Annotated in this window: 10 protein-coding genes; 8 read left to right on the top strand and 2 right to left on the bottom strand. The window is 69.4% G+C overall.

The window, feature by feature from the left end; translation table 11 throughout:
• The first annotated feature begins 5 nt into the window (after positions 1–5).
• The 5 genes from ACFZDK_RS52570 (at position 6) to ACFZDK_RS52550 (ending at position 6,811) form a co-directional block, all read left to right on the top strand.
• A complete protein-coding gene (locus ACFZDK_RS52570; RefSeq protein WP_390985670.1) occupies positions 6–1,253 on the top strand; it encodes an extracellular solute-binding protein in 1,248 nt (415 codons plus the stop codon).
• A 7-nt stretch (positions 1,254–1,260) separates the two neighbouring features.
• Positions 1,261–2,247 carry an ABC transporter permease subunit gene (locus ACFZDK_RS52565; RefSeq protein ID WP_390985667.1) on the top strand — a complete coding sequence of 329 codons (987 nt, stop codon included), beginning with the start codon at positions 1,261–1,263 and terminating at the stop codon, positions 2,245–2,247.
• The gene (locus tag ACFZDK_RS52560) at positions 2,244–3,068 is read left to right on the top strand and encodes an ABC transporter permease subunit (protein ID WP_390985664.1); all 825 of its coding nucleotides are present in this window, start codon (positions 2,244–2,246) and stop codon (positions 3,066–3,068) included. The genes ACFZDK_RS52565 and ACFZDK_RS52560 overlap by 4 nt, the downstream gene beginning before the upstream one ends.
• Positions 3,069–3,145: 77 nt before the next feature.
• Positions 3,146–4,885 (top strand): trehalase family glycosidase, encoded by a 1,740-nt coding sequence (locus ACFZDK_RS52555; RefSeq protein WP_390985662.1) that lies wholly within the window; start codon positions 3,146–3,148, stop codon positions 4,883–4,885.
• Positions 4,886–5,032: 147 nt separating this feature from the next.
• Complete coding sequence (locus ACFZDK_RS52550; RefSeq protein WP_390985716.1) at positions 5,033–6,811, top strand: RICIN domain-containing protein; 1,779 nt, start codon at positions 5,033–5,035, stop codon at positions 6,809–6,811.
• Between the two features lie 407 nt (positions 6,812–7,218).
• Here the strand turns inward: ACFZDK_RS52550 and ACFZDK_RS52545 are convergent, their stop codons facing one another.
• Entirely contained in the window at positions 7,219–7,818 is a 600-nt protein-coding gene (locus ACFZDK_RS52545; RefSeq protein ID WP_390985659.1) for a cation transporter, read from the bottom strand.
• A 432-nt stretch (positions 7,819–8,250) separates the two neighbouring features.
• On the opposite strand from ACFZDK_RS52545, the gene ACFZDK_RS52540 reads away from it, so the two are divergent.
• Positions 8,251–8,463 carry a hypothetical protein gene (locus tag ACFZDK_RS52540; protein ID WP_390985656.1) on the top strand — a complete coding sequence of 71 codons (213 nt, stop codon included), beginning with the start codon at positions 8,251–8,253 and terminating at the stop codon, positions 8,461–8,463.
• A 333-nt stretch (positions 8,464–8,796) separates the two neighbouring features.
• Here the strand turns inward: ACFZDK_RS52540 and ACFZDK_RS52535 are convergent, their stop codons facing one another.
• Complete coding sequence (locus ACFZDK_RS52535) at positions 8,797–8,961, bottom strand: hypothetical protein (RefSeq protein ID WP_390985654.1); 165 nt, start codon at positions 8,959–8,961, stop codon at positions 8,797–8,799.
• 608 nt (positions 8,962–9,569) lie between these two features.
• On the opposite strand from ACFZDK_RS52535, the gene ACFZDK_RS52530 reads away from it, so the two are divergent.
• Positions 9,570–9,815, top strand: a complete 246-nt coding sequence (locus tag ACFZDK_RS52530; protein WP_390985651.1) for a hypothetical protein — start codon at positions 9,570–9,572, stop codon at positions 9,813–9,815.
• A gap of 406 nt (positions 9,816–10,221) precedes the next feature.
• Positions 10,222–11,718, top strand: a complete 1,497-nt coding sequence (locus ACFZDK_RS52525) for a hypothetical protein (protein WP_390985648.1) — start codon at positions 10,222–10,224, stop codon at positions 11,716–11,718.
• Positions 11,719–11,963 lie beyond the last annotated feature (245 nt).

Here is an 11,963-nt window from a genome sequence, read left to right as displayed (position 1 = left end):
TCGCAATGAACAGCTCCTCCAGACAGCGCCGTCTGACCGCGGCGGCCGTGACCGCCCTGGCCGTGGCCGTGACCGGCACCGCCTGCTCCTCCGGCTCGGGCAGCAGCGACAGCAGCAGCACCGGCAGCGGTACGTACACCATCTGGGACCCGTACCCGCAGTTCGACAAGACCTCGGACTGGGCGAAGCTGCTGGACCAGTGCGGCACCAAGGCCGGAGTGAAGATCAAGCGGACCGGCTTCGACACCAGCGACCTGGGCAACAAGACGCTGCTGGCGGCGCAACAGGGCAACTCGCCGGACGTCCTCATCGTCGACAACCCGGTGGTGTCGACGCTGGCCGAGGCGGGCGTGCTCACCACGACCGACGAGAACAAGCTGGACACCTCGAAGGTCGACCCCAACCTGCTCGCGGCCGGCCAGTCCGGCGGCAAGACCTACGGCACGCCGATCGGCGCCAACACCCTGGCCCTCTACTACAACAAGGACGTGCTGAAGAAGGCCGGCGTGGACATCGCCTCGGTCAAGGACTGGAACACGCTGACGGCGGCGCTGGCCAAGGTCAAGAAGGCCGGCAAGAAGGGCATCACCTTCTCGGCGATCGGCACCGAGGAGGGCAGCTTCCAGTTCCTGCCGTGGTTCTGGGGCTCGGGCGCCAAGCTCACCGCACTCGACTCCGCCCAGGCCGTGTCGGCGCTCTCGCTGTGGAAGGACTGGCTGAAGCAGGGCTACGCGCCCAACTCGGTCCTCAACAACACCCAGACCACCAGCTGGCAGGAGTTCGCCAGCGGCGACTACGCGTTCAGCGAGAACGGCACCTGGCAGCTCGCGAACGCCAAGAAGGCCGGCTTCGACTACGGGGTGCTGCCCATCCCCGGCGCCACGGGCGGCAACGCCGCGGCCCCGACCGGCGGCGAGTTCGTGACCATCCCGGTCCAGAAGGACACCGCCCGCTACGCCACCTCACAGAAGCTGGCCACCTGCCTGACCAGCACCGCCAACCTCTACACCACCGACACCACCCTGTCCTACGTGGCCCCGACCGGCGAGGTCCAGGACAAGCAGGTGGCCGCGAACGCCGAGCTGAAGCCGTGGGTCGCCGCGGTCAAGGCGGCCAAGGGCCGCACCAGTGACGACCTGGGCACCAAGTACCCCAAGATCTCCGAGCAGATGTGGAAGGCCGTCCAGTCCGCCCTCAGCGGATCCACGTCGCCCAAGGACGCGCTGACTTCGGCGCAGGCCGCGGCCAAGTGACGTGCCGATGAAGCAGACGACACATCCGCCGGACCACCGGTCCGAGCGCGTCCGGGACGGGGCGGCGCCCGCTGCCGCCCCGTCCCGGGCCCGCAGCGGGAAGCGCCCCCGGCCCACCTCCACCCAGTGGGCCGCCTGGGGATTCCTCGCCCCGGTGACCATCTACCTCGCCCTCTTCTACGCCTATCCGCTCTACCGCAACCTCGACCTGAGCCTGCGCGACTACACCGTCCGCTCCTTCGTCCAGGGCGACGCCCCGTTCACGGGCCTGGCGAACTACCGCAAGGTCTTCGACGACCCGACCTTCGCCCCGGCCCTCGTGCACACCGCGGTCTTCACCGCCGCGTGCCTGGTCTTCCAGTACGCCATCGGGCTGGCCCTCGCGGTCTTCTTCAACCAGCACTTCCGGCTGTCGGCCACCCTGCGCGCCCTGTTCCTGGTGCCCTGGCTGCTGCCGCTGATCGTCTCGGCGTCCACCTGGTCGTGGATGCTCAACAGCGACTCCGGAATCGTCAACGCCGTGCTGCACGCCGTCGGAATCGGACCGGTGAACTGGCTGACCTCACCGTCCTGGTCCCTGACGTCGGTGATCATCGCGAACATCTGGATCGGCGTCCCGTTCAACCTGGTCGTGCTCTACAGCGGCCTGCAGTCCATCCCGGCCGGCCTGTACGAGGCCGCCGCGCTGGACGGGGCGGGGGCCTGGCGCCGGTTCTGGAGCATCACCTTCCCGCTGCTGCGCCCAGTGTCCGCGATCACCCTGCTGCTGGGGCTGGTCTACACGCTCAAGGTCTTCGACATCATCTGGATCATGACCAAGGGCGGCCCGGCCGACTCGTCCACCACCTTGGCCACCTGGTCCTACCAGCTCGGCTTCGGCAACCTCCTGCCGGCCTTCGGTCCCGGCGCGGCCGTCGGCAACCTGCTCGTGGTCGCCGCCCTGGTCTTCGGCCTGGTCTACGTCCGCGTACAGAGAAAGCAGGCGCTGTCATGAGCCGCATACGCAGGCGTACCTGGGTGAAGACCACGATCGGTGTGGTGCTGACCGGGATCATGCTCCTCCCGGTCTACTGGATGCTCAACGTCTCCCTCACCCGCGACCAGGACATGCGCAAGAGCCCGCCGGACCTGTTCCCGGTCCATGGCACCCTGGCCGGCTACCGCGCCGTCCTCGACGAGCAGTTGCCCTACCTCGGCACCAGCCTCGTCATCGGCCTGGGCACCGTCGCGCTGACCGTCGCCCTCGCCGCACCCGCCGGCTACGCCCTGGCCAAGCTGCGCCCGCGCGGCGGCGGCATCCTCAGTTTTGTCCTGCTGGCCGCGCAGATGATCCCCGGCATCATCATGGCGATGGGCTTCTACGCCATCTACCTCCAGCTCGGCCTGCTCCAGTCCGTCCCCGGCCTGATCGTCGCCGACTCGACCCTGGCCGTGCCGTTCGCGGTGCTGATCTTCACGGCGTTCATGTCCGGCATCCCCGGCGAACTCCTCCAGGCCGCGCAGGTGGACGGAGCGAAGGCCCTGCGCACCTTCTGGTCCGTCGTGCTGCCGATGAGCCGCAACGCCGTGGTCACGGTGTCCCTGTTCGCGTTCCTGTGGTCCTGGTCCGACTTCGTCTTCGCCAGCACCCTGGTCAACGGCGGCGCCCACGAGCCGATCACGCTCGGCATCTACCACTACATCGGCAACAACAACCAGCAGTGGAACGCCATCATGGCCACCGCCGTCGTGGCCTCACTGCCGGCCGCGGTGATCCTCGTCCTCGCCCAGCGTTACGTCGCCGCCGGCGTGACCGCCGGAGCCGTCAAGGACTGAGCCCCCCAACCCGTCACAGAAACCGGCCAGTTGCCCGCCGGCTGCTGCCCCCTGCTCCAGAAACGAGTCACGCCACCATGACCGCCGCCCCGTCCGGCCCGGCCTTCTCCGTCGACGACATCCCGTTCAGTACGTACGGATCCTGGTTCGACATCTCGCCCGTGGTGGCGGAGAAGACGTACGCCGAGGACCTCCACCTCGTGTCGCACCAGAACGGCATGCACGGAGTCCTGCGCCTGGTCCCCCTGAACACCACGGCTGAGGGCGACTGCGCCGAGGCTCGCGTCGAGGCGACACCAGGCCTGCTCAGCTGGATCGGCGAAAGCGGGCGCGTCGACCTCGCCTACGAGTCGCCGGACACGGTACGGCTGCGGGGGAGCGGACTGGGCTTCGGCGTCTTCGCCGCCGCGCAGGCCCTGACCCCGTTCAGTGGGACGTACTTCTTCCACGACCCGGCGGCGGACGGGCACGTGTTCACGTCGTACGAGACCGGGCGCCGCTACCGCGTCACCGTGCTGTCCGGCACCCTCGCCGAGGTGGCCGGGGCGCAGGCCCTGGGCAGCGCCGACCGCGGTGTCGCCGTGACCGCGGACGCGGACGGGACCTGGGAGATCGCGATCGACGAACTCGACACCGCGCGCCCGCCGTACGTGTCCTCGGGGACCTTCGACGACGTCGTGGAGTCCGCGCGGCGTGCGTTCGCGGACTTCGTGGACGCGGTGGCACCCTGGCGTTCGGCCGCCACGCCGGCGGCCGAACTCGCCGCCTACGTCGTCTGGTCGGCGACCGTACGGCCGGCGGGCCTGGTCACCCGGCCCGCAGTGCTGATGTCCAAGCACTGGATGGACAAGGTCTGGAGCTGGGACCACTGCTTCAACGCCCTCGCTCTGGCCCGCGGTTGTCCCGAACTCGCCCTGGACCAGTTCGCCCTGCCCTTCGACCACCAGGACGCCGGCGGCGCCCTGCCCGACTCGGTCACCCACTCCGAGGTTCTGTACAACTTCGTCAAGCCGCCCATCCACGGCTGGGCCTTCGGCCACCTCCGCCGCCTCCTGCCGGCACCTCCCGACCAGGAGCAACTGACTCAGGTGTATGACCGGTTGGAACGCTGGACCGCCTTCTGGCTCACCGCGCGGCGGGCCCCGGGCGCCGAACTGGCCCACTACCAGCACGGCAACGACAGCGGCTGGGACAACGCCACCACCTTCGACCCCGAGCGGGTGGTCGTCACCGCCGATCTGTCCGCCTTCCTCATCCTCCAACTGCGTGAACTAGCCCAGCTGGCAGAGGAGTTGAGCAACGCGGAGGCGGCGCACCGATGGACGGCCGCAGCCGAGGAGACCCAGGCCGCGCTGCTCGACCAGCTCTGGACCGGCGACCGGTTCGTCACCCGGTCGGTCGCCACCGGGGACACCTGGAGCAGCGCCGGCCTCCTCGACCTGATGCCCATCGCGCTCGGCGAGCACCTGCCCGGCGAGATCAGCAGCGCGCTGGCCGACCACATCAAGGCCCACCTCACGCCGTACGGCCTGGCCACCGAACTGCCCACGTCACCCCACTACCTCGCCGACGGCTACTGGCGCGGCCCGATCTGGGCCCCCGCCACCGTCCTCGTCGAGGACGGCCTGCGCCGGGCCGGCCACCACCGGCTGGCCGACGACATCAGCGCCCGGTTCCGCGCCCTGTGCGAGACCCACGGCTTCGCCGAGAACTTCGACGCCCTCTCCGGAACGGGCCTGCGCGACCGCGCCTACACCTGGACCGCCAGCAGCTACCTCCTCCTCGCGGCGGCGCACGCACACCGAGACGGCCACTGACCGGCCGCCTCCCCACAGTCCCGGGGCCGGACGGGCCCCGGTCCCCTCCGTCCTTTCCCCAGGAGCCGCACAGTGAAGCCGTTCACAGCACTCCCCGGAACCACAGCCCGCACCAGACGGCGGGCGGCCTCGTCCGTCGCCGTCCTCATGGCAGCCCTGGCCTCGACCCTGGTGCCCGCCGCTCCCTCCCGGGCGGCGGACACCAGCGTCACGGTCGACTTCGCCACCGCCGGCGGCGCCCCCACCTACCACGCCTCCGGCATGATCTACGGCATGACGCCGGACGGCTCGCTCCCGCAGGACCACTTCTTCAAGGACATCAAGTGGCACTTCATGCGGGCCGGCGGCGCACAGCTCAACAGCGGCGGCTACGCCACCAGCCTCGCCGACTACCAGACCCGCTGGAACTCGACCCTGGCACAGTACAGGCGGACGGTCGCTCTGGGCGGCACCTTCGTGCTGCTGCCGCACGACCTGTGGGGCGCCGACGGGACGACCAGCCAGGGCTGGCCCGGCGACAACGGTGACTGGACGCAGTTCGACGCCTTCGTCACCCAGCTCATCGGCGACGTCAAGGCCAACAACATGACGGTCGAGTGGGACCTGTGGAACGAGCCCGATGGCAGCGGCTTCTGGGGCGCCTCACAGACCCAGTACCTGCAGATGTGGTCGCGTTTCTACGCCAAGGTGCGCGCCGCGTTCCCCAACCAGCTGATCGTCGGCCCCAGCATCGCCGGCCAGCCGAACTCGTCCTACGCCTGGTGGACGACGTACCTGAACTACGTCAAAGCCAACAACGTCGCCCCCGACATCTACAGCTGGCACGACGAGCCCGGTGACCCGGTCACCGACGTGGGCCGCGCCAACTCGACCATCTCCGCGGCAGGCCTGACGAACACCCGCCCGTACCAGATCAACGAGTACGCCACCCTGTCCATGCAGTCCCCGGGCGGCGGCGCCTGGTTCATCGGCCGCCTGGAGCGGGCCGGGGCCGACGGCCTGCGCGGCAACTGGGCCTCCGGCACGGCTCTGCACGACGATGAGGCCAACCTGCTCACCAGGAACAGCGCGGGCCAGTACCTGCCGCTGGGCGAGTGGTTCATGTACCGCTACTACGGCTCGCAGACCGGCAACATCGTCAACTACATCCCCGGCACCAACACCGACGGCCTGGCAACCAAGGACAACACCGCCAAGAACGCCAAGATCCTGATCGGCAGCAACGGCAACACCGGCAACGTCACCGTCAACCTCACCGGCCTGAACACCACCTCGGTCGTGGAGAACGGCCAGGTCCGCGCCGTCGTCCAGCGCATCCCCTACAACAGCGGTGCCGCCGTCACCGGACCCACCACCATCTCCGACACCACCCTGACCGTCAGCAACAACGCCGCCTCGCTGACCGTCCCGTACACCAACGCCAAGGACGGCTACACGATCACCCTTCTCCCGCCGTCCAACACCACCATCTCCACGGTCGCGGTGAGCGAGAACAGCGGCCAGTGCCTGGACGACACCAACCTGAGCACCGCCGACGGCACCCAGTACCAGCAGTACTACTGCGAGGGCGGCTACCAGCAGATGCTCGACTTCAAGCCGGTTGCCGGGCGGACGAACACCTACACGGTGGTCAACGAGCTCAGCGGCAAGTGCCTGGACGTCTCCGGTGCCTCCACCGCCGACGGCGCCGCCGTCATCCAGAACACGTGCAACGGCCAGACCAACCAGATGTTCACCCTCAACCCCGTCACCGCGCTCGGCAACAGCCAGGACTACCAGCTCGTCGCCGTCCACAGCGGCAAATGCGTCGACGTCTCCGGCGTCTCCACCCAGCCGCGAGCCCTCATCCACCAGTGGACCTGCGACGCGGCGAGTGCGCTGAGCACCAAGAAGAACCAGATCTGGCGGCTGCAGGGCAAGAGCTGACGCCTCTCCTCGCGCGCGTGACCCTCCGGCGCCGGCGCCGGACGGTCACGCGCGATTCACCGGCTCGGCCGAGGTTGCTGAGTTACAAGGCCCGCTTCTGGGAGATACCGCGAGAAAAATGGATTGCTCGCCTGCGCTCCACGCGCTCGTGCTCGGTCGTCATCCCGCTCACGTGGCTGTCTCTGCCCTATCGGCATATCCGATACTGACCAGTCGCAGGGCACGGACCGTTCGAATCCAGGATGCCTCCCGAAGTGGTGGACATTCGCTGTCCGTTCTCATGGACAAAGCCAATGTTCGATGTTCACGAGAGGCGAGAGCACCTGGGCGCGGGTAGTGGGTCGCTTCTCCGTGCCCCAGGTCAAGACGCTGCCGGAGAAGGGCGTGCTGCTAGCTGGTCCAGGTCGTCAGTGCTCGCTGAAGAAGATCTCCTTGACCTCGCGCAGCGCGTAGTAGACCAGCACGTAGCCGGCTGTCGGGTCGGCCCACCAGAGGCCGGCCAGAGAATTCAGCAGGAGGCCGAGCAGCACGGCGGCGGCCAGCAGGCCGTCGATCAGGGTTACCCGGCCCTCTGTCTTCAGCACTGGGTTGTCCAGGGCGGTGCCGGTGTGTGCCTTGCCGGCGGCGAGCGTGAACATCACCGCAGCCGTCACCGCGGTCCAGCCGATGCCCAGTGCGGAGGGGTGGGGCCGGAAGCCGGAGACCAGTACCCAAGTGGACTGCACCAGCAGGTACACCGCCAGGAGCGCGAAGCCGACGCCGATCAGCTTCAGCGCACGGCGCTGGCGGTACTCGCCAGTGCCGGACAGCTCCCAGATCACCACCGTGGAGGCGCCGATCTCGATCAGGGAGTCCAGGCCGAACCCGGCCAGCGCCACGGACCTGGCCGAGATCGCGGCGACGGCGAGCACCACGATGCCGATCACATTCCAGCCGAGCGTGACGTACTCCAGGGCGAAGCCGCGGTGGACAAGCGTCCGGCGGGCGGCGTCATCAGTGCTGTTCACCGCGAGATCCTCCCAGACCCTGCCAGGTGCGAAGATCAGGTAGTGCTGTCGACTCCCGTGAAGAGTTCGATTCGCCGGCCTCTTCTGTCTACCTCCCGAATCGGTGAACAAGTGCTGCCCGTTCTCGTGGAGGGAGCCAGCCAGATCTGCCCTGGCAAGCACGGACACTGCAGACGGATCTGCCTGATGGATGCGGGGCGTGACCCAGCAGAGGTGCATGCGGGGATCACGGGGGAGGGCTGGCCCATCGGATGGGTGGGCAGCGCCCGCGACGACAACTGAGGCCTTTGCTCGGCCCCGGCCCGGGCAGTCTCCGTCACCAGGAGGCGTCAAGGCGTGGCGCCTCCTGAACGCAATCGGCGGCGCCATGCCCGGGTCCGGCACCTCGGTGAGCAGTACCAGCTGTAGGACCTCTTCGTCTTCCCGAACGGAGTGTCCGCGGCGTACCAGGTGCTGCCGCACTCCGGGCAGGTGAACCGCGGCCAGGGATGGCGGCGGCCTTCGAGCACCGCCTTGAGGGCCGCCCCACCGGCCTCGATCGCCTCGCGGCGGGCCTTCATCGTGCGCCAGGCCCGCGTCCTGCACGTCGCCGAGCAGTACCGACGGTTCTTCCTGCACCCGTCGGGAAGCGGCGTTCCGCACTGACGGCAGCGCGGGGTCTTCCTGGTGGCCACAGCTCCAGGGTGCCCGGCGGCATCGAGGTCTGACCACGCGCCCGGCTGTGCCGCCTTGGAGGAACAGCCGCCCCCCACGACGGCCGCGCCATCTCCGCCGGCGGCGAGGCTCCGAGCCGCGCCCTGGGTCGCGTCGGAGGCAGGCCTCGGCGAGGATAAAAAACCAGGTCAGAATGCCTTTTTCGAGCTACCGCGCACGCCGACTACTTCCCTGGGGAGCCCTGCGTGGCAGTACCGGCCTGGTTCCCTGAAGCCACGGGGCCGTGCACGTGCTGCGCGTCGGCCGTGCGCGGGCAGACCCGGTTCACCGGGCGAGGATCACGCCGACCAGCGTGGCCATGACGGTCACGGCGCCGAACGCGACGCCGAGAGGCTGGCTCCATGCCGGGTGGCGGTGCACGAGGTAGGCGCCGCCGGCCGCGAGCAGCAGCACGGCGACGACCAGGAGCAGCAGAGCGAGCGTGGACACGAACGGTTCCCCCTCGGGATTCGGGCACGCCCCGGACGGGCGTGCGGTGGTTGGGCGGTGGAAGGTGTCGCTTCCCTGGTCCTTGCGTCCCGGGGTGGCGCTCAGGACCGGGCGGCTCAGGGTGCATGGCGCGGGGGTAAGCCCCGCAACCCCCGCCTTGAGCAGCCTGTTTGCAGTGCCTCTATCTCCGGTCACCTGGGTCAGGCGGGCAGGTGAGCGTCCGGTCACCGGAGGCTGACCATGGCACCCGCACGGCCGCCACTCGATACTTCCGACCTGAGCTTTCGCTGGAACTTCCAGGCATCCCGCGCCGCCGATCTCGCGGTGCTGCGGGCGACCGGCTGGACCAACCGCGAACTGGCGATGCTGACCCTCTACGAGGGGAGCGGACTGGCTCTGCCGGGTGGCCTGTCCGGCGCGGTGGCCGGTCTGACCGGGGTGCTGTCGCTCGGCCGGGGCGTGACGTCACCGGACTGCGTGCTCTGGACGTCGGCTGCGGCGCCGGTCACTACATCGCCGAACCGCGCGAACGAGGGGCGTCCGAGGCGGTCGGCGTCGAGGGCAGCGCGACGCTGCTGGTATCCACGGTCCACCCAACTGCTGACTGGGTGTGGCACGGCGGCTGCCATTTCGACGAGGACCGCGTCGAAGCCCGCTTCGGGACCAACGGCTTCACCAATGCGCACCCTCGCATGACGATGCAGACGTTTCTGGGAGAACTCCTCGATGCCGGGTTCGCTCTGGAGCGGCTGGTGGGGCCCCGCGCCGCACAGTCCGTCCGCCGCGTTGACGAAGAGCGCTATCTCAAGACCCATCAGACGCCGTTCTTTGTCGTCCGTATGCGGAAAGGCTAGGCACTGCGGGCATGCTGGGGCCCACTGGCCAACCATGAGGGCTGCGGCTCGGACGCTTCGACGCGACGGCTCCGAGCAGCCAGTATCTGCGCTATGCATGACAGTGGTTGTGGCCTGTCGTGGCATGTCTCGCCGACAGTGGGCTAACGACGGAATTCGGTGACCTGCGGAAACGCGGCCTCTGGCCTGTGGGCATCCCGCGCTGGTCTGTGCAGATTCCCGGTGAACTTCGGGCCGTCGGCTGTCGCTGGTTCGGTGCTCTGGAGACGTTCCCAGAGCGAAACCATTCCGTCAGCGCACGGACGCTCGGGCGCAACCTTCCGGTGTTCTGGCGTGTCCACGTAGTGTGCTGACGATACGCAGAACATGGCGGACAGCGGCGGCCGCCGCTTTCGCGACCGCCGCTATGGCGGTCGCAATCCCGGCCGCGCACGCCGCCGGAACGACGCTCGTCCTGGACGCCCAGGAGAACTACTACCTCCCCACCGAGGGCGAGGGCCCGAACCTGGACCTCGGCATCACCGCCTCGGGCGGGGACGCCCATGACGTCTCGGTCGCGGTCGACGCGTCGTCCCTCGCCGGGAAAGCGACGATGGTGGTCACGGGGGACTGCGTGAGCACCGGCACCCTGAAGGTGAGGTGTGACGTAGGCCCGCTGTCGGGCAGGGAGTCGATCGACCCGTTCTTCCTGAAGCCCACCGCGGCCGCCAAGGCGGGCGACACCGGTGCCATCACCTACACTGCCACCGCCTCCGACGCGTCCACCGTGACGGGGAAGACGGCCGTCCTGGTCGGCGGGCCGAAGCTCGTCCGCCGGCCCTACCCGGCGCTGAAGGGCATCGCGCCCGGCGCCGTCTTCGAGCGCACCCCGGCCTTCGCCAACAACGGCGCAGCCCCCGCCGACAAGGGCGTCATGCTGCTGGTGCAGGACTCAGAAAGCGTCTCTCTCGCCCGTGACCACTCTAACTGTCACTACTCGGACCAGCCCGACGTGGGAGCCTGGTGCCGGTTCGACACCCCGGTCGCGCCCGGCGCGGCCTACGAGACGGACGCGCCGCTGCGCTACACCGCCGCCAAGGACACGATGTACGGCTACAACACCTACGTCGTGTGGCCGGTCGGCGGCACCGCGCCCGACTCCTTCGACCCGTCCGACTTCCCCGAGACCGGCACCGGCGCGCCGCTCGGCCTGAAGTCCGTTGCCTCCGGCACCGGATTCACCGGCTTTGGGTACGGCACCTTTGCCACCACCCAGCACGCCGACTACCAGGCGCTCGGTGACACGGTCGAGGGCAAGGTCGGCGAGACGGTGAGCATCACCGTGGGCGTCCGCAACAATGGGCCGGGCCGGATGGACGTCCAGTGGGTGGACGCCGACAACTCCGGCGCGTTCGTGGTGACCCCGCCCGCCGGCACCACCATCACCGGCGCCCCCGGCCCCGGCGAGCAGGGCGACCCCGGGCCGCTGTGGAACTGCACACCAGGCAAGGTCGGCGCGAAGAGCTACACCTGCGACATCGGCAGCACGGACTTCCGGCCGGGCGACTCTGTGACCCAGGAGTTCACGGTGCGGATCGACCGGGTCGTCCCCGGCGCGCAGGGCAGCGTGCGGGCGGTGGAGAACCCCGAGTACCCCAATCGTGACGACGACGCGGCGAACGACACCGCGGCGATCGCGGTGAAGGCCACCGGTTCGGCGACGTCCAGCCCGTCGCCCAGCGCCTCCGCGAGCCCGTCCGGCTCCGGGACCGGAACCAGGAGCGAGACGACGACTGGCGACGGGCTCGCCGCCACGGGCGCGGACGGAGTCCTGCTGCGGGCGGGCACCGCCGTCCTGCTGGTGGCGGGCGGCGCGCTGGTGTTCCTGGCGGCACGGAGGTCGCGGCCGCAGGGCGGCCGCTGACGCCGCCGCCCCGGCGTGGCAGGTCGTCAGCGGCCGATGAGGCATTCCGTCACCTCGCGAACCGCATTTCGCCGGTAGCCCACAGTGTCCTTCGTTGGTCGCCGGACCCTCTGTGATCAAATGAGCGCACAGCTACGGGGAGGGTGCTGGTGTGAGCGGCGAGTGCCTTGCGTGCGACCTCATGGGGGGCAGCGCTCCGCGCGCATCCGTGCCTGAGGCCGAAGCGGCGACGGCCCTCATCGGGG

Origin of the sequence: Streptomyces sp. NPDC007901, assembly GCF_042959465.1 — a bacterium.
GTDB lineage: Bacteria > Actinomycetota > Actinomycetes > Streptomycetales > Streptomycetaceae > Streptomyces.
The sequence above is the reverse complement of the archived record's forward strand: the minus strand, read 5'-3'. Positions and strand labels throughout refer to the sequence as shown.